The 21,313-nt window shown below is 73.0% G+C and carries 18 protein-coding genes; 6 read left to right on the top strand and 12 right to left on the bottom strand.

Annotated features, from left to right (window positions below; genetic code table 11):
- Window positions 1-46: 46 nt before the first annotated feature.
- From FZ103_RS10360 to hemC, 5 genes are all read left to right on the top strand, one after another.
- Entirely contained in the window at window positions 47-1,057 is a 1,011-nt protein-coding gene (locus FZ103_RS10360) for a thymidylate synthase (protein ID WP_156000485.1), read from the top strand.
- Window positions 1,054-1,575: a nucleoside-diphosphate kinase gene (locus tag FZ103_RS10355; protein WP_156000484.1), complete on the top strand. Its 522-nt coding sequence runs from the start codon at window positions 1,054-1,056 to the stop codon at window positions 1,573-1,575. The genes FZ103_RS10360 and FZ103_RS10355 overlap by 4 nt, the downstream gene beginning before the upstream one ends.
- Window positions 1,572-2,840: a radical SAM protein gene (locus FZ103_RS10350; RefSeq protein WP_156000483.1), complete on the top strand. Its 1,269-nt coding sequence runs from the start codon at window positions 1,572-1,574 to the stop codon at window positions 2,838-2,840. The genes FZ103_RS10355 and FZ103_RS10350 overlap by 4 nt, the downstream gene beginning before the upstream one ends.
- A 21-nt stretch (window positions 2,841-2,861) precedes the next feature.
- Window positions 2,862-3,494 carry a 3'-5' exonuclease gene (locus FZ103_RS10345; protein WP_156000482.1) on the top strand — a complete coding sequence of 211 codons (633 nt, stop codon included), beginning with the start codon at window positions 2,862-2,864 and terminating at the stop codon, window positions 3,492-3,494.
- 99 nt (window positions 3,495-3,593) lie between these two features.
- Window positions 3,594-4,526: a hydroxymethylbilane synthase gene (hemC, locus tag FZ103_RS10340; protein WP_156000481.1), complete on the top strand. Its 933-nt coding sequence runs from the start codon at window positions 3,594-3,596 to the stop codon at window positions 4,524-4,526.
- Window positions 4,527-4,768: 242 nt separating this feature from the next.
- Here the strand turns inward: hemC and FZ103_RS10335 are convergent, their stop codons facing one another.
- Together FZ103_RS10335 and FZ103_RS10330 are read right to left on the bottom strand one after the other, a co-directional pair.
- Window positions 4,769-5,275, bottom strand: a complete 507-nt coding sequence (locus FZ103_RS10335) for a hypothetical protein (RefSeq protein WP_343233465.1) — start codon at window positions 5,273-5,275, stop codon at window positions 4,769-4,771.
- Window positions 5,276-5,423: 148 nt separating this feature from the next.
- Window positions 5,424-6,272, bottom strand: coding sequence for an SAM-dependent methyltransferase (locus FZ103_RS10330; RefSeq protein WP_343233464.1), 849 nt, complete (start codon window positions 6,270-6,272; stop codon window positions 5,424-5,426).
- Window positions 6,273-6,514: 242 nt separating this feature from the next.
- Here FZ103_RS10330 and FZ103_RS10325 point away from each other — a divergent pair, with 242 nt between their 5' ends.
- Complete coding sequence (locus tag FZ103_RS10325) at window positions 6,515-6,847, top strand: hypothetical protein (protein ID WP_156000479.1); 333 nt, start codon at window positions 6,515-6,517, stop codon at window positions 6,845-6,847.
- Between the two features lie 1,567 nt (window positions 6,848-8,414).
- On the opposite strand, the gene FZ103_RS10320 is transcribed toward FZ103_RS10325, so the two are convergent.
- The 10 genes from FZ103_RS10320 to FZ103_RS10275 form a co-directional block, all read right to left on the bottom strand.
- Window positions 8,415-8,846 (bottom strand): Hsp20/alpha crystallin family protein, encoded by a 432-nt coding sequence (locus FZ103_RS10320; RefSeq protein ID WP_156000478.1) that lies wholly within the window; start codon window positions 8,844-8,846, stop codon window positions 8,415-8,417.
- A gap of 261 nt (window positions 8,847-9,107) precedes the next feature.
- Window positions 9,108-9,869 (bottom strand): GAF and ANTAR domain-containing protein, encoded by a 762-nt coding sequence (locus tag FZ103_RS26030; RefSeq protein WP_186356089.1) that lies wholly within the window; start codon window positions 9,867-9,869, stop codon window positions 9,108-9,110.
- 823 nt (window positions 9,870-10,692) lie between these two features.
- Window positions 10,693-11,742 carry a bifunctional lytic transglycosylase/C40 family peptidase gene (locus tag FZ103_RS10310; protein ID WP_186356088.1) on the bottom strand — a complete coding sequence of 350 codons (1,050 nt, stop codon included), beginning with the start codon at window positions 11,740-11,742 and terminating at the stop codon, window positions 10,693-10,695.
- 22 nt (window positions 11,743-11,764) lie between these two features.
- A complete protein-coding gene (locus tag FZ103_RS10305) occupies window positions 11,765-12,580 on the bottom strand; it encodes a replication-relaxation family protein (protein WP_156000476.1) in 816 nt (271 codons plus the stop codon).
- Between the two features lie 36 nt (window positions 12,581-12,616).
- Window positions 12,617-14,941: a type IV secretory system conjugative DNA transfer family protein gene (locus FZ103_RS25870; RefSeq protein ID WP_156000475.1), complete on the bottom strand. Its 2,325-nt coding sequence runs from the start codon at window positions 14,939-14,941 to the stop codon at window positions 12,617-12,619.
- Complete coding sequence (locus FZ103_RS10295; protein WP_156000474.1) at window positions 14,941-16,722, bottom strand: VirB4 family type IV secretion system protein; 1,782 nt, start codon at window positions 16,720-16,722, stop codon at window positions 14,941-14,943. The genes FZ103_RS25870 and FZ103_RS10295 overlap by 1 nt, the downstream gene beginning before the upstream one ends.
- The gene (locus FZ103_RS10290) at window positions 16,719-17,624 is read right to left on the bottom strand and encodes a PrgI family protein (protein ID WP_156000473.1); all 906 of its coding nucleotides are present in this window, start codon (window positions 17,622-17,624) and stop codon (window positions 16,719-16,721) included. Before FZ103_RS10290 ends, FZ103_RS10295 begins: the two co-directional genes overlap by 4 nt.
- Window positions 17,621-19,546 carry a hypothetical protein gene (locus tag FZ103_RS10285; RefSeq protein ID WP_156000472.1) on the bottom strand — a complete coding sequence of 642 codons (1,926 nt, stop codon included), beginning with the start codon at window positions 19,544-19,546 and terminating at the stop codon, window positions 17,621-17,623. Before FZ103_RS10285 ends, FZ103_RS10290 begins: the two co-directional genes overlap by 4 nt.
- Before the next feature lie 5 nt (window positions 19,547-19,551).
- Window positions 19,552-19,932 carry a hypothetical protein gene (locus FZ103_RS10280; protein WP_343233463.1) on the bottom strand — a complete coding sequence of 127 codons (381 nt, stop codon included), beginning with the start codon at window positions 19,930-19,932 and terminating at the stop codon, window positions 19,552-19,554.
- Window positions 19,933-20,136: 204 nt separating this feature from the next.
- The gene (locus FZ103_RS10275) at window positions 20,137-20,892 is read right to left on the bottom strand and encodes a sigma-70 family RNA polymerase sigma factor (protein WP_156000471.1); all 756 of its coding nucleotides are present in this window, start codon (window positions 20,890-20,892) and stop codon (window positions 20,137-20,139) included.
- Window positions 20,893-21,313: the final 421 nt, after the last annotated feature.

Raw genomic sequence — 21,313 nt, 5'->3', positions numbered from 1 at the left:
GGTGCCGTCCGGCCGCGCTGCGGTGTGCTCCCGTGCCAGGAGAAAAATGTTCCCCGCGACATACGCGACCTTCCAGCAGCTTTACACATCCGTCCTGCACGAAATCGCCGATGCCTACGAATACACCGTCGCCCCCCGCGGCAACGCCAGCCGCGAGATCACCGACGTGACCCTGCGGCTGAGAAACCCGCGCTCGCGACTGGCGTTCCTCAAGCAGCGGCCGGTCAACATCGTCTTCAACGTCGCCGAAGTGCTCTGGTACCTCGCGGGCCGCGACGGCCTCGACATGATCGCCTACTACGCGCCCCGGCTGCGCGACTACTCACCCGATGGGCGCCGCCTGGCCGGAACCGCCTACGGCCCCAAACTCTTCGCCCCAGACAACGACGGTTCCACGCAGTGGGCGCGCGTCATGGATCTACTTCGCCGCGATGCCGACACCAAACGCGCGGTCCTCACCTTCTTCGGCCCCGCCGAACTCGCCGATGCCGCCAACCCGGACGTGTCCTGCTCCGTCAGCGCCCAGTTCCTCCTGCGCGAGGGCCACTTGCACCTGAGCGTGGCGATGCGCGGCAACGACGCCTACACCGGTCTGGTCTCCGACGTCTTCGCCTTCACCTTCCTCCAGGAGTTCGCAGCCGCCCAACTGGGCGCCCGTCTCGGCCACTACACCCACCACGTGGTGTCCATGCACGTCAACGACACCGACGCCCACCGCATGGAGCGCATCGTCGACGCCGACCGCAACGGCAGCATCACCGAGGCCGCGTTCACGCCCGCCGCGATGCCCACGAACGCCTCATGGGAGGACATCGCCACCGTCCTGGCCCAGGAGGAGAAGCTGCGGGCCAACACGGCCGCCCACGACCCCGACAGCGTCACCGCGCTCGGCCTCGCGCCCTACTGGCAGCACATCGTCCTGCTCCTGGAGGCCTACCGCCAGCTCCACCACAGCAGCGCACCGGTGAGCCCGTACCTGCTGGCGGCGCTGGATCCGGCTCACCGATGGCTGGTCGAGCACCGCTGGCCCCAACGCATGCCGACGGGAACACGATGAGCGCGCCGCCGGGCGGGTGGGAGTACTGGAGCGTGGTGCTGTGCAAGCCCGACGCCGTGCGCCGAGGGCTCGTCGACTCGATCCTGTTGCACATCGGCCGCGCCGCCGAGCTGGTCGCCCGACGCGACGTGCAGGTCAGCCACGACCAGATCCTCACCCACTACGCCGACATGCTCGCCCTCGACGACCGGTTCGGCTTCGACGTCGCCGCCGAACTGCGCCGCAACTATGTCGGCAGCCGCGTCGTCGTCGCCCTGGCCCACAGCGAGACCGCCGGCCTTCCGCAGCGGCTGCGCGGGCTGCTCGGTCACTACGACCCCGCCCGCGCCCGTCCCGACACGATCCGGGGGCGGCTGGGCATCGACAGCGCCGCCCGCGCCCGCGCCGAGGGCCGCTTCATCGACAACCTCGTCCACACAAGTGACGACACCGCCGGAGCCGAACGCGAGTTCACCGTGTGGTTCGGCCCCGCCTACCGACCCGTGCTTTCCCTCGACCACGTGCAGGAGTCGCGATGACCGCAGAACCCGTATTCGTCGCCTCGACCATTCCCACCGGCCCCTCCACCCTGCCGGTGATGCCCGATGATCAGCAGGCCGGCCTCGACCCCTACATGGCCCAGATCGTCACTAACCGCAAGTCGGGCCTCTCGCTGAACCACATCATCGGCTGCCCGCTCGACTGCGGGTACTGCGTGCGCCACTTCTGGGGCAACTTCGAGCAGAAAACCCCGCAACTGCTGGTCCCCACCGGCGAGGCCGTCGCAATGCTGGTGGGCCATGAGGCATTCCGCCCCCACGCCACCCCGATCCAGTTGTTCAACAAGGCCACCGACCCCATGCTGCCCGGGGTCAAGCCCCACACCTTCGCCGTCCTCAACGAGCTCGACCGGCGCGGCATGACCAACCTCGTTCTGATCATCACCCGCTTCCACATCACCGAACAGGACATGGCCGCGCTGGAGGCGCTGCAGCATGTGCGGGTGAGCCTACTGTTCACCTACTCCGGCATCGCCGACGCCCGCGTCGAGCCCATCGCCAAGAGCCGCACCACCCTGAAGTCCATCGAAACCGCCGCCGCCCACCGCGACCGCACGAAGGTGATCCTCTACTGGCGCCCGATCGTGCCGGGCTGGAACGACGACCCCGCCACCATGGCCGGCGTCCTCGACGTCGCCGACGCCGCCGGCCTGGACGCCCTGGTGTTCACCGGCTACTACCACAAACAGGAGAACGCCGCGTTCCTGCGCGCGGCGGGCGTTGAGGTGCCCTACGGCGAGGACTATCAGCGCCGCAAGATGCTGCCCGCCGAGCTGGACGCCAAGGTCGTCCAGGCGTGGAGGGACTCGGGTACCGCCGTCCCGCTGTTCCGCAAGACCTCCTGCGGCATCGCCTACGCCCACCAGGTGCCCGACTACAACGGCCATTGGGGTGTGCCCGAGCTCTGCGACATCTGCCCCGCCGCCCAGCGCCGGCGCTGCGCCGCCGACCACCGCTCGCCCACCGAGGACGAGTTCCGCCAGGCCCTGGCCGACCTCGACTACGCGGCCGACACGCCGTTTTTGATCGAGGACGGCCACGTCCTGACCCACGCGCTGGGCGAGCAGCGCCGTTATGCCCTCCAGCACCGGCTGCGCCACCAGATCTGGGAGGTCGACCATCCCCATGTTCACGCGGCGCACGGACGCGCTCTGCAAGGCTATGAGCTGAGCCGGGAGGAGCACCGTCGGCTCAGCCAGGCACGTGAGCGGCTGGCCGAGCACGCCCGCTTCGACGACGATTGACCACCACGCCGGGAGCCCGCGATGACCGAGCAGCAGCCTTGGACCGATGCCCCCCTGGTCGCCCTGGACCTGGAAGGCACCGGGGCCCAGGACCGCGAGAACGAGGCCATCCTCGAAATCGCCGCGGTGCCGCTCGCCGGCGGGCTCCCGGCGATGGCGCAGGCTTACGAGACGCTGATCAACCCCGGACGCCCGGTTCCCCGGCGCCCCTGGATTTCGCCGGGGTTGACGGACGCCGTCCTGGCCCAGGCGCCGTCGCCCGGTGTCGTCGATCCCGATCTCGCTACCCGGTTGGAGGGGCGCTACCTGGTCGGCCACAACGTAGGCGTCGACTGGCGCCTGCTGCACCGCCGCTTCCCCGACGTCCACCCCGCGGGCATGATCGACACCCTTCGCCTGGCCAAACGCACCGGAGCCACATCCCGGTCGCTGAGTGCCCTCGTCGAGGACTACGACCTGACCGGACGCGTCAGCGAACTCGCACCCGACGGGCGCCCCCACCGGGCGCTGTGGGACACCGTCGCCGCCGCACTCCTCTTGAAAGCGTTGGTCACCGAGCAGTGGTCGTCGCCGCCCAGCTTGGCCAGTCTGCTCGCCAGCGCCGGCGAGCGATTCGGCCGACACGACGATTGTGAACAGCAGACCCTGCTCTAAAACACGGAACCCGCCGGATCGCTCAGCGGCATCCGGCGCCGCCCGCCCACGGCCACCCCAGCACCCCCGGCCATTACTCCTAGAAAATAGGTGTGACGCATGATCGCCACGATTCGTGTGGGGTCGCGCGGCAGCCACCTCGCCAAGGTGATGGTCGCCGAGGTCACCGCCCCGCTCCGCGCCGCCCACCCCGACATCGCTTGGAAGCAGCACACCGTGATGACCGCGGGCGACCACGACCGCACGTCCCGCCTCGCCGACCTCGCCACCTCCGAGACCTCCCTCTTCGCCGGCGCGCTCGAAACCGCGCTGCTGGCCGGCGACGTCGACGTGGCCGTGCACAGCCTCAAAGACCTCGCCACCACCCCCACTCCCGGCACCCGGATCGCCGCCCTACCCCGACGCGCCGACCCGCGCGATGCGCTGTGCGGAGCCCGGCTCGCCGACCTGCCCACCGCAGCGCGCATCGGGACCGGGTCACCGCGGCGCATCGCCCAACTGCGCGCGCTGCGCCCCGACATCACGACCAGCCCGATCCGCGGCAACGTCCCGCCGCGCCTGCGCCGCAGCCGCGTAATGGGGCTGGACGGGCTCGTGCTCGCCGCCGCCGGACTGCACCGGCTCGGTCTCAGCGGGGAGATCACCGAGACGCTCGACGCCGGCACCTACCCGCCCTCGCCCGCTCAGGGGGCGATCGCCGTCCAAATCCGCGACGGCGAAGACCGACTGCGCGACCTCCTCGCCCCCTTGCATGACGAGGAGACAGCGGCCGCCGTCACCGCCGAGCGGGCGATGCTCGCCGAGCTGCACGGCGGGTGCAGCGTCCCCGTCGGCGCGCTCGCCACCGCCACGAACGGCCAGCTCCGCCTGACGGCCCAGGTCACCAGCCTCGACGGTACCACCGTGATCCGCACCGCCCAGACCGGGCCCCGCACCGACCCCGCCGACCTCGGCCGACGCTCCGCCGCCGCCCTGCTCGACCAGGGTGCAGAACACATCCTCGCCCAGATCAGGGAAACACCCACACCGTAGGGAGAACCACCGGGGCCAGCCACCGGGCCTACGCCGACGTCGACGTCACGGCGACGGTGTTCCAGCGGCTCATCAGTGCCGCAGACCAGAGCACCCAGATCAGCGATCTCGCGGCGCTGGTGAAGTTGGCGGGGCGCACCGCAAGGTGCAATCGGCCCACCCAAGAAGGGCTGTTCGATATCTAGACGGCCGAGGAAAGGGAGCAACATGCACGCGCGGCCGCAGCGAGGACGGTGCTCGTTTCAAAGGGGCGGGCTCTCCACGGTGGCCTCTCGGACGCAGGATGTGGAAACAAACTTGTCGCACACCGCCTTCCAGTCGGGGTGGCGGTCGGCGAGTGTGTATCCCTGCGGCGGGTGGAAGCCCACCACCATCTGCTTGAGGTCCTCAGCCGCGAATCCCTTGAACTCCCGGATCCGGCGGATCGGCATCGCGTACCCGAGTTCTCTGCCGTCGCGGGCGAGATAAGAGCGCACCGACGCCCCGTTACCGGGACGCATGCGCTCGGCGATTTCGGCGAGTTGTTCGGGGGTGCCGGCGATCGCCGTATCCAGGTCGATGACCGCGCACAGCCGGCTGGCCGGAGCCGTCAGGTAGACGAACCACTGCACGGGAGTGTCGGTGAGGAACCGGCGCCGGAACTCGTGGGTCTTCTCCCCTTTCCACATCAGCTCATACCACTCGGCATCCAGCGACATCACCACGCGCACGGGCGGGGCGTTGGTGTCCAACGGCGAATCGGTGCGCACCGCTCCTGCATCCCTTCGGCGACACGGTGTTCGGTCTCAATCGTGAGGCCACCGTAGCGCCGGCGACCACGACGCCATTGCCATCACGCTCCAGCTGTAGACGCGTCCCGATGGGCGGCGTCGGCCGCTCCGCGGCGGAGCGGCCTTCCTACGTTGCGGTGGAGTCTGCGGCGGGTCCGTCCCAGCGGCCCACGCCGCAGACCGCCCAGACCTGCTCGGGGTCATAGCGCGGCTCGTCGGAGCGGGGGCGCCAGTCGGCCAGGTGCACCACACCCGGCTCCAGCACGGTGAGGCCGTCGAAGAACCGGCGGATCTCGGCGATCGAGCGGATCTTGCCGGGCGAACTGGTGGACTCATACAGCTCCTGGACGAACCGCGCCCGCTCGGGGTGGGTGTCGGATTCGGTGTGGCTGATGGCCACATAGGAGCCGGCGGGTAGTTGCTCCAGATAGCGCCGCACCAGCGCATGAGGGTGCTGCTCGTCCTTGAGGAAGTGCAGCACCGCCACCAGCAGCAGCCCCACCGGGCGCGAAAGGTCCAGGCGCCGCGTCAGCTCGGGATGAGCGAAGATCGTCTCCGGATCGCGCAGGTCGGCCTCGACCACACCGGTGATATCGGGCCGCTCGGCCAGCAGCGCTTCGGCGTGCACGCGCACGACCGGGTCGTGGTCGACGTAGACCACCCGGGCATCGGGGTGGTGGCGGCGGGCGACCTCGTGCACGGGGTCCTGGGCCGGTAGGCCGGCACCGATGTCGAGGAACTGGTCGATGCCGTTCTCGCACATCACTTCCACGGCCCGGCCCATGAACGCGCGGTTGGCGCGGGCCCACATGCGGACTTCGGGGACCGCGGCCAGCAGTTTATCGGCGGCCTCGCGGTCGGCGGCGTAGTTGTTCTTGCCGCCCAGGTAGTAGTCGTACAACCGGGCCGAGCTGGGCACGGTGGGATCCACCCCGGGCGGGGTTCCGGGCGCGGCGGGGGACACGTCATGATTCACAAGGGGCCTCAAGACTGTGGAGGAGAGAGGGCGGAACCCGGCGATGTTCCGGCATTCCCGGCACAGGCGGGCGTCTCGACCCTATCGGTCGCAGGAGCGCTCACCAGAGCCCAAAGGCCGTGCCATCCGGTTCAGCGTCAGCACCTGAGGGTGCGCCCATTCCACGGTGGCCGGATCCGGCAAACCGGCGTCGGCGCCCTGTTCCGGCGGCTACCGTCGCTGCCCTACCCGGGAGGTTCTCCATGCGCCCGATCCTTGCCGTCGCCGCGCTGACCCTGGTCGTCGGCTGCTCGGCTTCTGTGGAGACGGTGATTCCCGCCGCGCAGACCGACCGATTGTCCGGGCCCTCGCCTTCACCGTCTGCACCAGCTGCCCACCAGCCGGACCGGGAGCGGTCGGCGTCGGCGCAGATGTCGGAGCCGCTGCTGGAGCCCGAGCCGGCGCCGGATCCCGACGGCGACCCGTTCGCCGACCCGGGTGACCCGTTCTACCGGCCGCCGGGGCTGGATCCCTGCGAGCCCAACGAGTACGGGTTCGAAGACAACGACGCGTGCCTTCAGCAGCACGGCTACTAGCCATGACCCTCGCCCTTACCGCTATGGCCGGCCGGTGGTGACGCGCCCCCTCGCCCCCCGCCGTAAGCCGTGGGGCCGGGCACATCCGCTCTCCGTAGCGCCTCGGCAATCCACGAGGCACCGCCCAGGCGGCGCCGGTGTCGGGGCGGGGCCGCCTGCCCCCGCCCCGACACCGGCGACCGTGGTACCCGCGTTGCCTCGGCCCAGGCTGATCTCAACCGCGCTCACGATGGTTCTTGCCCTCACCTGGAGTGTCGGGCCACCTCGGGTGAGGCGCCGCGGCGAGCGCTCCCTACCAGCTGCTGCAGTCACCGGTTGCGAAAAAGGTGACCAACGCAGATCCGGCCTTTCGCAGGCGGATCTCGCCGTGCCCGCCGGCGACGAAATGCAGCGTGCAGTGGGGAGTTTCGCCGGGGTGGGGGCGGCGCGTGGGGGTCAGCGAGGGCTATTCGGGCTGGTGTGCTTCTAGCGTGTCCGGGGGTGGGCTATTCGCTGCTTTCGGACCGGCTCGGGGGCGGAGGCGGTGATGGTCGCACCCCGCCGTCGCCGATTCTTCCCCCGGCTCGACCGCGGCCGCTGTTCGGGCCCTGCTGAGGAACGCGCCTGGCCATACCGGAACGCCTCTCCCGTCGAATATCGAAGCTGTCTTCGGGTATATCGCGGCCTGCGACGATCGCGGCGCGCAAGCGTCGCATCGGCGGGGCCTCGGGATCGTTCTCCATCATAGTCAGCACCACCTCCAATAACGTTTCGTCGTCGAGACCTTCCAAGCGGATTCGATCGGTTTCCACCTTTCACCTCCGCATTGACACGGCCAACGGCCTCCTCCCAGAGCACTCGGCCCTGGAAGCCGTTGTGGTTCCCACCAGGCGGCCGAACAATCATCGGGGCCCGGTGTGGCCACACACGTTTAAGCAGCGATTGTGAAGGGAGAGACCGGGCGGCTCAAGCGGGCACGGCTCGCGGTTCACGGTCCTGGTCGCTGCGGCCCGGTACCTCGGAGCAGGCTGGCCGCCCGCTGGAGGATGGTGCGGCCATAGCACGCCTCCCCTGGGCAGGTTGGTGGTCTGTCGCCGGCCGAACCCGCGTATCGACAGCGGCCGTGCGGGTCGGCGGGCCAGGCAACGGTTCCGGTGACCTTGCTCCCGCGCAGACGCCCGCATGCGGGTTGACGGGCGTCGGATCTCGAAGGGAGCGCCAGCCGGCCCCCGGGTCTCGCCACCCGTTCGCCCGATGCGGTCTGGCCCGTTTTCTCGGGGTGCCATCCGGGGTGTCGTTCAGGGACGCGACAGAAACGAGCCCCCGGCAGAAAGGTGGGCAACCACGAACACCGGCTTCCGCCGAGGGCTCTGCCGGAATCTCTACCCACCCGAATGCGCGGGATGCAGCTTCCCCGGGAATTTCCAACGGACCCTTGGGCGGCTCTTCACACCAGCGTTTCACCGGATTCAGGAGTAGAACCCATAAAGGATCACGACCGCTCCCATTTCGGAGCGTGGGCCGCTTATGGGGCCGGTGCGGGGCGCGGACACGGGTCCGCACCCCGCAGGGGGTGGTTGCGCCGCGCTCAGGACCCGAGCCGGCGGGCTCCGCCTCCACTGTCGCTGACGGCGATTTTGCGGGGCTTGGCCTGCTGGGCCACCGGGATGCGCAGGGTGAGCACGCCCTCGGCGTACTCGGCGCTGAGGTTGTCGGCATCGAGCATCTCGCCCAGCAACAGCCGGCGCAGGACCGTCCCGCGCGGGCGCTCGGCGATGACCGCCTCACGCTCCTGCTCGGCACTGAGCCCGGGCCGCTCGGCCTTGACGGTCAGCACATCGCGCTCGACCTCCAGATCGATGGAGTCGGCACGCACCCCGGGCAGGTCGAAGGACACCACGAACTCCCCGTCCTGGCGGTAGGCGTCCATCGGCATCGGCGTCTGCCGCGCCGAATCGCCGAGCAGGCTGCGCGTCAGCCGGTCGACGTCGCGGAAAGGATCGGTGCGCATCAGCATCATGCCTCACCTCCCACGTCCTCGGCATCCTGAGGGCTTGGCACTCAACTTTCTTGCCGGGCCAACGGTCGATAAACCTCCGCGGTAAGCAGAGCGAATGTCGATACCCGCTGACCAGGGACGACGGCCGCCTGTTGCGCCGGCACGCGGGCCGCATCGGCGGCGAGCCCAACGGTCGACGGCGGGGCGCTGCGTGTGCGCGGCACGGCACACCTCGGCGCAGCCGCGTCCCCAGCCCACGGCCGGGGCTGCGGACGCCCCGTATCAGGGGGTCTGGTCGGGCAGGCTGCCGGTGTGGACGAGGTCCTCGGCCAGGTCGACGAGTTTGATGTTGAGGTTCTGCGACGCCTTCGACAGCAGGGCGAACGCCTGCTGCTCGGTGATCTTGTAGCGCTCCATCAGGATCCCGGTGGCCTCCCCGATGCGCTGGCGGCTGCGCACGGCCCGGGTGAGGTTGTGCGTGGTCTGGGCCTCGGCCAGGGCCACAGCGGCGTGGGCGGCGAAGATCTCGCCGAGCTCCACCGCCGCAGCGTCGAAGGCCTCGGGTTCGGTTGCATAGAGGTTGAGCGCGCCCAGGACGTCGTTGCGTGTGAACAGCTGGAAGGAGGCCATGCTGGCGATACCCAGCCGCGCGGCCTCGGCGCTGAACTCGGGCCAGCGCGTCTCCTGCTGCACATCCTCGATCGCGAAGCTCTCGCGCACCCACACCGCCTCGATGCAGGGCCCCTGGCCTTTGCTGTGCTGCAGCGCATCGAGCTTGTCGACCACGGAGGCGGTGGAGGCGTAGGTGGTCAGGCGCTTCTTGGACTCGATCAGGCACACGCCCGCATAGGCGCACCCCGGGATCTCAGCAACGGCCAGGGCGGTGATCTCCTCCAGTGTGACGGGCAGGGTCTCGCTCGCCTGCAGGTCCCGCGCCACCTCGGCGAAGGCCTTGGCTGTGGTGAGACCCTCCACCGAGTCGGCCTGGGCGTGGGGTCTGTTCTCCTCGCCGGTCCCCTCGGGACCGGCCGTGGTGCCGACCACGGTTCCTCCTTGGTTGGTCGTTCTCCCCGCGCTGCGACGATGCGGGCGCCTGGCCGCGGCTGATCGGTGAGTGTCTGTGCGGGAAAGCACACCCCGCGCCGTTGGCGTCGGGGCATGCCTACCTCGCGCCCCCGCACAGCGCGCACGCGCGGCACCGGCCACGGGCGCTTCTGCGATCAGCTGACGACGGGAGCACGGCTTCTGCCTCGCCCGGGGACGGGTGTGGGGTATGGCCGCCGCGGTGCGCGGCGGCGATCGGGCGCCGACGGGGCCGACTTCGCGATGAGCCCCAGTGTAGCCACACCGGATTCCCGGTGGCCGCGCAGCCGACCAGCGACGATCGCGAAGATGAGGCCGGACGGCGCGCCTGTGCCCGCGCCGGCCCCGCCGACGGCACGGCGCCCGGGACACCCCCGTGTGCAACGGGTCGCATCAGCGCGGATGCATAAACCCACAGTTCAGGGTTAACAGTAGGACAGCCCCGGTACGCGGCCGGTCGCCGGCGGAGTCTTATCCGCAGGCTTCGCCTCGCGTGGTGGCCCCGCGATCCCCCGGGGGACCGCGGTCGGTTCGCGTCTCCGACACGAGGGGCGCGAACCGGGAGCATCCGGCGACGCGCCTGCCACAGCACTCGCCCCGCCGAAGGCGAGGGCGGCCGCCGGGAGGCGCGCGATCGTCTCGGCCTTGCCCCAAGGCGCGAAGGCACCCCAGGACAGCATCAACACTGATGCCGGTGAACCGCCTGCTGACGCGCCGCAGAGTCGACCGTGTCGGCAGCGCGCAGCTCGGCTCAATCGGTGGTGCCGCCTTCGGGGTAGTACCGCTACACCGATTCCTGCGGCCGGACGGCGCCCATGTAGCGGCTGGCGTAGGTCGGCGAGTCCACCGGCTGGACGCGTACGTTCTGCCCGGTGGAGGGGGCGTTGATCATCTGGCCGTCGCCGACGTACATGGTGACGTGGCTGGGGGCGGGGCCGGGGGCGCCCAGGTCGGTGGTGTCGTAGAAGAGCAGGTCGCCGGGGCGCAGGCCGCTGAGCTCCACGCGGGTGCCGGCCCGGTACTGATCGGTGGTGACCCGGGGGATGTCCACACCGGCGGCCTGCCAGGCGCGCATGACCAGCCCGGAGCAGTCGAAGCCGGCGGGGCCGGTTCCGCCCCAGATGTAGGGTTTGCCGACCTGGTCCAGGGCCCAGGCGACGGCGGCCTGGCCCTGCTTGGTGGCGGGGGCATCGCCCAGGTCGGGGGCGCGTTGGTCGAAGTCCTCGATGGCGGCCAGCACATCGGCGACATAGGCATGGGAGTGGTTGTAGCGGTACAGCGCCGCCGACAGCTCGTCGCGGTCGGTGAGGTCGGTGCCCTGCCCGCCGCTGAAGCACAGCTCGCGGGCGCTGGCCAGGGCGGAGTCGTAGGCGTTGTGCGGGTCTTTGACGCCGTCTGCGTTGCCGTCGGCGCCGTAGGTGTCCCACCCGGAGGGCAGGTGCTGGTTGGGGCCCACCGCGCGGTCGTAGGCGGTGTCGTGGTCCCAACGCCCGTTGTCGGTGTCGTAGTGGGGCGTGAGGTTGCCGCCGATACCGGAGCCGTCCAGGCGCGGGCCGATGATGGGCGGGGTGATGTCGCCGTCGGGGGCGATGGTGTGGCCGGCGGCGAGGTCGGATTCGACTTTTCCGATGCCGGCGAGGATCTGCCAGCGCATGCCGTCGCAGTCGCCGGATGCGGCCAGGTGTGCGGCCGCCTGAATGTAGGCCTCCAGCAGGGTGTCGTCGATGCCGGGGACGCGGGCCGGGGCCTGGGTGGGGGTGCCGGTGGCGATCGCCCCGAGCAGGACGGGCACGGCGATCAGGGCGGCCACGGCGGCGATGAGGAGTTTGAGCACCCGGCGCTTCTCCCCTTTCGGCTCAGTGCAGGTGGGTGAGGCTGCGGCGCGGGCCGCCTTCGGTGGGGCGCCAGATCGCCGCGGCGGGTCCGGGCTCGGCCACAAGGGTCGTGGTGCTCAGCCGCACCGGCACCTGAGGGGCCGGTGCGGCGGCCAGGCGCTCGGCCAGGTGGGCCTCGCGCGCGGAGCCGGCGGTGGTGATCAGCAGCGGGGTGGTGATCTGGGTGGCGTCGGCCAGGCGCTGGTAGCCGGCCAGTTTGGCCGCCACGCGCCCGAGGGGTTCGGTGCCGGTGTCGTATTCGAGGAATGCGTCGGTGGCGCCGTGGGGGTGGCGGTAGCGCAGGAAGGCGTCCGGGCGCACATAGGCGCCCCACTCGTGGGCGCAGCGGGTCTCGTCCCACCAGATCTCCAGGCGGTGGCCCGGCCGGGTGCGCCCGGCCAGGGTGGTGGCCACCAGCACCTCGCCCACCCCGATGTGGTGGTGCAGCCGGGGCGAGTGGGCCAGCGCCAGGGCGCGTTCGGCGCGGTGCGCCAGCTCGCCGACGGGCTGGTCCCGGTGGCGGGCCAGGGCGTGGACGCCGGCCGAGCCCAGTACCCAGCACCAGGGGGCCGAGCCGGGGGCGGTGCGAGGGCGGAAGCGCTCCAGCACGCCGAGGCGGTGCAGGGTGAGCAGGCGGGTGCGGGCCCGGCGGGAGGCGCGGTCGCCGAAGAACAGGGCGCCGATCTGGCGGGTGGTGAGCATGCGGTGGGTGTGCAGGGTCTCCAGGAGGGCGTAGTCGCGGGGGGTGAGGCGGTGGGCCAGCGCGACCAGCAGGCCCGGGCTCAGCCGGGGCGGCACAGGCGCTCCTTTCCCGGGGTGCCGGCAGGCGGGGTGTCAGAGGCGGGTGCGGATGTCGGGCAGGTGCGGCCGGGGTCCCGGTCGGGGGGTGGTGGGGGCGTGGTGGCGGGCGGCTTTGCGCACCGCGGTGGCCCGCCCGGGGACGGGCGGGGGCAGGGGGCGGGTGCGCAGGGTGTGGACGGGGCGTTCGAGGGCGCCGACGAGCAGGCGGGCAGCGACCTGGTACTGGCCGAGGTGGGTGAGGTCGTGGGCGCCCAGGCCGGGCAGGGTGTGGGCCTCCAGGGCGGTGGCGTCCTCGGGTGAGCAGGTGAAGAAGATCTTGGAGCGGGCGTTGGCGGCCAAGGCTTTGCGCAGCTCGGTGGGCAGCTGTCCGAGTTCCTGGTGGGCCAGGGTCATCGACAGGCGGTAGCCGCGGGCTTCGGCGAGCATGTCGGCCAGGGAGCCGGGTTGCAGTAGGAAGTTGTGGGCCTCGTCGATGTAGGCGGCGACGTCGGCGCGTTCGTGCTCGGGCTGGTGGATGCGGGCGGTGACGGCCTGCCAGGTGGCGGCGAGCCCGAGGGCGCCGATCAGGGAGCTGGTGTCTTCGCCGAGGACGCCTTTGGGCAGGCGCATCAGCACCAGGTGGCCGGTGTCGAAGGCGCGGCCGAGGTCGATGGTGGAGGGGCCGGAGGCGATGACGTGGCGCACCCAGGGCCGCAGCAGGGCGGTGCGCAGTTTGTTGAGGACGGGGCCGGTGGCCGCGGCGCGGGCGGGGGTGGAGAGCTGTTCGTACCAGTCCCAGAACCCGCGCAGCACAGGGTCGCGGACCCCGGCCACCAGGTGGTGGCGGTAGGGCTGGTCGGTGAGCAGCCGCGGGATCTCGCCCAGGGTGAGGGCGGGATCGCCCGCGCGGGCCAGGGTGAGGGTGGCCGCGCGCAGGATGTCGTCGGTGCGGGGCCCCCAGGAGTGGGCGTAGATGCGGCGGAAGATGCCCACGACGGTGTCGGAGACGAAGTCGGCGTCGCTGCCCTGCAGGAGGTTGAGGCGCGGGGGTGGGGCGTTGTCGTCGGGGTCCAGCAGCACCGTCTTTTCGGCTGCCGTTTCGGGGAGGCGGGCGAGGATGTCGGTGACCAGGTCGCCGCGGGGGTCGATGACCAGCCCGGCGCGGCCGGCGCGGGCATCCTGCAGGGCGAGGTGGGCCAGCAGGGTGGATTTGCCTTTGCCGGTGGCGCCGATGATGTGGGTGTGCTGGCGGGCCTCGGCCACCCCGAGGGCGATGGGGCGCTCGGGCCCGGCGTCGGCATCGCCCAGCACCCGCGCCGGGTGGTCCTCGCCGGTGGGCACGGCCGGGACCGGGGGGATGCTGCGGGCCCCGGCCCGGGCGAGGCCGGGCACCGCCGCGTCGGTGGGCAGGTGGGCCAGGGCGGCCAGTTCGCCGGTGCTCAGCAGGTAGCCGCGGGCGAGGTAGCGGTGGCGCGCCCAGATCCGCGGCGCCCACATCCGCCCGCTGATGAGTCCGCGGCGCAGATGGTTGGGTCCGGAATACAGGGCCAGCGCGCCGGCCACGGCGTGGGCGCGCCCGCGCAGCTGCTCGGCGGCCTGGGCACCGGTGCGGGTGGTGGCCAGGTGGTAGGAGACCTGGCAGGCCAGGCGCGGAGACTGGGCCTTGCTCAGGATCGCGCGGACGTTGTCACCGGTATCAGGCGGCAGGACACCCCGGCGCCCCCGCTGGGACCCGGCCAGGGTTTCAGCCCACAGAGCGGTGTGGGCGCCGCGCAGGCGGGCGGCCGCGGCGCGGGCGCGGGCCAGGCGCGCCCCGGTGGCGGGGCGGGCACAGATGCGCACGCAGGCGTAGGTTCCCGGTTCCAGGGCGGACAGCGCGCCCAGCAGGCCGCGCAGCGGGTCGTCGGTGAAGCGGGTGCGCAGGGGGTATTCGTCGCCGCGGGCCAGGCGCATCCACCCGCCGGTGGCCGCCGTCCCGGCGGGCACGGCGGGTTCGGCCGCGCGGGTGGTCGTGGTGGCGCCGGGCCAGGCGGAGGCGGCGGCGCGGGCCACCAGGGCGGGCGGGAGGCTGCCGGGCACCCACACCCGGATGGCGATGCCGGCGGCGGAGGCGGTGTATTCCCAGGCGAGGTGGGGTTGGGTGAGCAGGCGGGCCCAGCGGGGCCGCAGCAGGCCGGGCATCTGGGCCCAGAACGCCTCGGCCCCGTCCAGGCTGGCTTCGGGCGGGGGGAAGATCTCCACCAGGTGGGCGCCGCGGGCCAGCAGCCGGTAGCGCACCCACCGGGCCCCGACCACCGCGGCCACGGCGCTGAGGGCGACGGCTGCGGCCACGCCTGCGGCCGGCCCGGCCAGGGCGGCGGCCTCAACCGGCAGGGGCATCACGGGGCCTCCTCTCCCCCGGTGTGGGTGTGCTCGGAGGGGTGCGACGTCAGGACCGCGTGTTCCTGGGGTGAGGCCAGGGGGTGGACCCCGACGCGTTGGTGGCCGGCCAGCAGCAGGGCCTGCCCGCGACCGGCGCCGGCCACGACCTGGCGCTCGCCCTGGGAGAGCTGGAAGGCGGCGGTGACCGCGTCGAGGTTCTGCGGGGCTTGGCGCAGCAGCACCTGGGTGGCGGCGTTGGCGGCCACGGCCCGGCCCGTCTCGGTGGCCAGCACATCGCCCACGTCCTGGGTGATCAGGGTGAGCCCGGCCCAGTGCTTGCGGGCGGCCTTGGCCATGCGCTGCAGGTATGTGGCGGCGACGGGGTTGTGCAGCAGCAGCCAGGCCTCGTCCACGGTGACCAGGCGCGGCCGGGGGCGGGGGTCGTCGGCGATGCGGCGCCACAGGCGGTCCAGGATGAGCAGCATGCCCACGTCGGCGGCCTCGGCCGGCAGGTGGCGCAGCGAGTACACGACCAGGTGCCCCTCCAGCCCGGTGCTGGTGGGGCCGTCGAACAGGGCCGCGTAGGCGCCGTGGGTGTAGGGGTGCAGCTGCTCGGCCAACCGGTGGGCCTGCGGCTCCTCCTGGGCGTACAGGGCCTCGGCGAGGTCGGCCAGCACCGGCGGGGTGCGCCTCCAGGTGCGCGCATCGGCGGTGATGCCGGCCCGGGCATAAGCGGTGAGGATGGCCCGGTCGAGCACGGCGGCGGTGGCGGCGTCCAGCTCGCCGACCATGGTGGCGATCAGGGTGTGGACGAACAGGGCGCGGCGCATCAGCCCCTGCCCCCGGCCGTCGCCGTCGCGCTCATTGTCGCCGTCCGTGTCGGGTTCGGGCAGGTCGAAGGGGTTGATGCGCCCGGCGGGGGTGCCCAGGGCCACGCGGGCACCGCCGACCGCATCGGCGAGGGCGGCGTACTCGTCCTCGGGGTCGATGATGGCGGCCTGCACGCCGACCATGAGCGAGCGCAGCAGTTCGAGTTTGGCCAGATACGACTTTCCCGCCCCTGAGCGGGCGAGGACGACCATGTTGTGGTTGTCGATGTGGGGGGCGAAGCGGTCCCACAGCACCAGCCCGGCCGAGTGGGTGTTGGTGCCCCACACCACCGTGGTGGAGCCGAGCCCGTCGGTGTCGAGGTCGGGGGAGGTGAAGGGCAGCAGGGCGGCCAGGGCGTCGGTGTCCATCGTGCGGGTGGCGCCGAGGGCGTCGGTGCCCAGCGGCAGGGTGGAGATCCAGCCGTGCAGGGGCCGGAAGGTGGCCGGGGCGGTGTCGATGAGCAGGCTGGAGGCCAGCGCGTGCAGGTGGGCGACCTCGTCGGCCAGCTCGGCCTCGGTCTCGGCGTAGACGGTGAGGTAGAGGGCGAGGGTGAACAGGCGGCCGCCGGTGGCCAGGCGCTGGGCCAGCGCGGCGGCGTCCTCGGCGGCCGCACCGGTCTGGGCGTCTTCGACCCGGCCGCGCACGGCGTCGTGGCGCCAGGTCGATTCCAGGCGGGCGCGGCGCCGCCGCAGCCGCTCGGCGGCCACCGGCGGGGGCAGCGGGGTGATGTGGGCGGCGATGTCGCAGCGGCCGGGGTAGGCCAGCAGGGGTTCGGCCCAGCCGGCGGTGACATCGCGCGGGTAGCCGGTGACGATCAGGGTCTGGGCCCAGGTGTCCTCGATCAGCAGCCGGCGCGGCCCGATCGCGATGGCCGGGCCGCCCAGCCGGGTCGAGCCGCGGGGCCGGCGCAGGCGCGACAACACTCTCATTCCGCCACCTCCGAGGGGTCGGCGGTGCGGGCGGTGGTGGCGGGGTGGGGGTGCAGGCAGGCGCGCAGGTGGTCCCAGGTCTGCTCGCCATCGCACAGGCGGGCGCGCAGCCCGAGGGCCTCCAGTTGGGTGGCCACGTCCTCGGCGCGTTCGCGCAGCGCGCTGGTGGGCCCGGTGGTGGTCAGCACCAGCAGGAGGCGCCGCTGCAGCAGCAGGCGCCTCGCCTGCAGGTCGGCGAGCCAGGCGGCGTGGTCGCGGGCGGCCTGCTCCAGGGCGGGGTGGGCCAAATCCGGTGCGTGGTGGTGCAGCAGGGTGATGAGCGGGTCCAGGTCGTGGCCCACGGCGCGCACCAGGATCTGGGCGGGTTCGGTGAGGGTGTGCAGCAGGGCCGACATGGCGCCGACGGCGGCGTCCTGCTCGCCGGCGGCGGCCAGGGCGAGGTTGAGGGTGGAGCACTCCACCAGCAGGGCGCGCTGGTCTCCCAGGTCGATGACGCCGGTCTCGTCGACGGCGCGGGCGGGCAGCCGCAGCGGCGCCAGCGCCGGGCTCCCCGATGCCCTGGGTGCCCAGGCGGGCAGGTCCGGCAGGCCGCCGGGGGCGCCCACGCGGCGTTTGGGCCCGCGCAGCCAGGCCAGGCCCGCCCAGGCAAAGTGATCCAGGCCCATGGCATCGCGGCGCCCGAGGACCACCGCCGCCCCGGCGCCCACCAGCGGGGCCGCCAGCAGCCCCAGCGCCCACAGCGGCAGGTGGGGGCGCAGCAGGATCAGCAGCCCCCACACCGCCGCGCCCAGCGGCGCCAGCAGCAGGAGTTGGCGCGCGCTCAGCCCGGCGATGATCGGGTCGGGCCGGTCGATGTCGGTGGGGATCTGGGCGCGCCACCGCCCCGGGGTCTCGGTGGTCATTCCCCCTCCTCCTTTCGCCGGTTGGTACGCCGCGGCGGGATGGGCCGCGGCGGCCGCTCGGACCCTGCCTTCGTCGCGGGGTGGTGGGGCGCCGGCTGCTGGGTGGGCGGCTCCGAGCGCGCATGCGGGCGCGGGTGGGCGAACAGCGCCAGCTGGCCGCGGCCGGGGCGGGCGGGCTCCCGGCGGGGCGGATCCGCCTCCACCTCACCCCAGCGCTGGGCGGTGGCCCGGCGCGGGCCGCGCGGGGGCGGCGGCGGTTCCTCAGCGCGCGGCCGGCGCCGCGGTGCCGGAGGTGGCGCGGGTGCGGGGGCGGGAAACAGGGCCTGCTGGCCCGGTCCCGGCGCGGCCGGCTCCCGGTCGCTGGGGGGCGGGGTGTCGCCCCAGCGCTGGGTGGCGCGGCGCCCGGGCACCCGGGTGGGCGGCGGGGTGGGCAGCACGCCCTGGCGCCAGCGCCGCGCCGGGGCGAACAACCCCGGCTGGACCGGGCGGCCACGGGCCGCCCCGGCGCCGGTAGAGGACGCGGCCGGGGGCGTGGTGGTCGGGGTCTCGCTCCCGCCCTCGACGGGCTCCCGATCGGGGCCGGTCACCGCGCGCCCGCGGGCGGGGCGGCGGGCCGGGGCGGGCGCGGTCTCCGACGACCGGGCTGCGCCGTGCCCGCCCGAGCCGCCGCGCAGATCTCCTTCTCCGACCGCGGCCCCTGAGGGCGACCGGCCGCGCCGGGATACGGCAACCGGCCGCGCCCGCGCCGCCCCGCCCGGGCCGCCGCGGCGCGGGCCCGGGCCACCCGCCGCAGCACCGGCCCCGCCCCCACCCCCGGCCGCGCCGGCCGGGGCGGCGCGGCGCCAGGGCAGCAGACGCCGCACCACCAGCGCCATCACCGCGGTGCGCACCGCCGCGGCCAGCGGCGACGAGCCGGGATTGTCGCGCCAGACCAGCCGCATGATCCAAAACGGCACCCGGACCTGCAGGTAGAGCACCGTCAACAGCAGCGCGGGGTTGACCAGCCAGTCCTCGTTGTTCTCCTCGATCACATAGGCCTCGCCCTGGAAGGCCAGGCGCATCAGCGCCGAAAACGCCAGGCTCTGGGCGACGGGCATGGCCAGCACCCCGGCCATGCACCGCCACCACAGCGCGGCCAGCCGCTGGGTGTAGGGCAGGGCGTGCAGGGCCAGCAGCAGCGGGGCCGCGATCACCAGGGTGGTGGTCGCGGCGATGCGCACCGCCTCCATCACACACCACACCACCAGCAGCACCACGACCACCACGAGCATGAGGACGATGAAGACGGTCGCGTCCATCAGCAGCGTGTCCAGACGCTGCTGGAACCGGGCGGCGGCCCGGTCGGCGTCGATGCCCAGCGCGGCGATGCCGGCGGCGATGCCGTTGGCGCCGCGGATCATCTCGGTGGCGATCCACAGCGAGGCGTGGGCGGCCACGAAGCCGATCACCAGCCGCGGCAGGATCTCCCGGGCCGAGTAGCGCTGCTGCAGGGACTCCTGGGTCATCACCACGATGCCGCCGGCCAGCACCGCCAGCACATACAGCACCGTGGTGGCCTCCAGCACGCCCTCCCACAGCGACGCCACCCCGTCCCCGGGCAGCGGGGTGTGGAAGGCGCGCGAGCCCAGCCAGCCCATCAGCGGCTCCAACGCCCCGGTGACCAGGTCGTAGAACCAGTGGGAGACGTGGCAGGAGACCTCCAGCGCCCCGCAGTCGGCGATCTCGGCCGGTACCCCTGCCCCATCCCCCGACCCCGGGCCGGACCCCGGGTCGCCGCCCGAGGGCGGCTCGGGTTCGGGCCCGGGCGAGGGCTCGGGTCGGGGCGAGGGATCGGGCGACGGCGCGGCCGGCGGGCTGGGCTCGGCGCCGGGTTCGGGCTCGGGCGGGCGCGGCCGCAACGGCAGCACAATCATGGGCACCATCGGGTTCACCCGGCCCCGCCCGCATCGCCCACGATGAACTCCAGGACATCCAGCAGCACGGTGGCCAGCAGCGCGATCAGATACCCCAGGGCCGCGCCCATCAGCGAGCGCCGCGCCTTGTCGACCTCGCCCGGATCGCCGCCGGCCAGCAGCCACCGCAGCCCGCCCACGGTCAGCAGCAGGGTGGCCAGCGCGGCCAGCAGCGCCACGATCACCTGGCGGATGCGCTGGACCACTTGCACCAACTCCTGGGTGCCCTGGCCTCCGGTCCCCTGGGCCAGGGCCGCCTCGGCGCCGGGCACCGCCAGCACGGCTCCGGCGAGCAGGCCCACGGCCAGGCCGCGCCTGAGCAGGCGGGGCCGGCGGCCACATCGCAGACGGGTCACAGTGCACCTCCGCGTACGGCTCGATGACGAGGAGCCGAGTCCGGCGCCGCCCGCGCGGGCGTCCTCCCTTCCACACAGACAGGGCGGGCGGGTCTCGGTCAGGGCACACCGAGCAGCACCCGAGGGCGGCGCCGAACTCACCCGGAAAACTCGCCCCGCCGCCCCCGGGAATCGACACCCCGCCCCGAAACCGCGCCGCCCGACTCACCGCCCGGTGGTGGGGGCGGTGACGCCGGCGCCGACTTCGCCGGCGGACAGGGCGGCCACCAGGCGGGCCTCGGCGCGGTGGCGGCGCTTGTGCACGGTCTTGTAGCCCACGCCCAGGTCGGCGGCGATCTGGTGCAGGGTGGCCCCGGCCAAGCGGGTCTCGGCGATGAGCTGGGCCTCGGCCGCGGTGAGAACCCCGGCCGCGACCGCATCGGCCAGCACCAGATCCGGGTGGCCCCACGGCGGGCGCGGCACCGCGGATTCGGCCACCTGCTCGGGCAGGCCCGGGTGGCGCTCCTCGCGGTGGCGCGCGCGGATCCCGGCGCGCTGGGCGCGGCAGCGCAGCCGCCACACCAGCCGGGTCCACTCCAGGTTCACCTCGCCCACGGCGGTGACGAACCCTGCCAGGATCTCGGCCTCCACATCGGCGGCCGCAGCCGCGTCCAGGCCGCGGGTACTGCGGCGGGCGGCGGCGCGCAGCGCAGGCATGGCCAGCCCGATCGCGGCCACCATCCAGTCCTGCTCGGCACGGGCGCGGGTGATGATGCGCCGCCAGGCCCCGTCTCGGTCGCGGTGGCCGAGTCCGGGCTGCAGCAGCCACGTCCGGACCTGAAACAGGTCCATGGGCACCGGCGGAAAGAGTCCGCCGGTGCCCGATGCGTCGCCGACCGGTTCCAGGTGCAGGCGTCCGGCCAGGTCGGTGAAGGCGTGCTCGGCCGCGCGCAGCGGCGCGGCACCCGGCGCGATGTCCATAGCGGTGCGTCCTCCCAGAGGTGAGCAGGGATGCCGACACCGCCCACCCCAGAAGCCCCGGGAAACACACCACCGACACGACGGCCACACCCCGCGGCCGCCCCGCGCACGCGGCACCGACACCGCGGCGACGCACCGCCTCCCCGCCCGCGATGCCTGCTCACACAGTCGCCGCGCTGACCTGCGCTGACATCGTTGTGTCTGCGTGAGGACAGCCCGACCGCATCCGTACTCGAAAAAAGTCGCCTCGGCACCCTCCGACCTCCGCGCGGGTGCCGGCGACCGATACGACCGCACACCCACCCACCACCGCGCATGGCTCCCGGCGGGTCCGGTCGTCGCAGCGGCGACCCGACACCCCCTGCGACTCCGGGAGCCGTCGACGACACGAAAAGTCCGCCTCTCGGCCGCGAGGCGGACG

Origin of the sequence: Streptomonospora sp. PA3 (genome assembly GCF_009728995.1) — a bacterium.
Taxonomy (GTDB): Bacteria; Actinomycetota; Actinomycetes; order Streptosporangiales; family Streptosporangiaceae; genus Streptomonospora.
The sequence above is the reverse complement of the archived record's forward strand: the minus strand, read 5'-3'. Positions and strand labels throughout refer to the sequence as shown.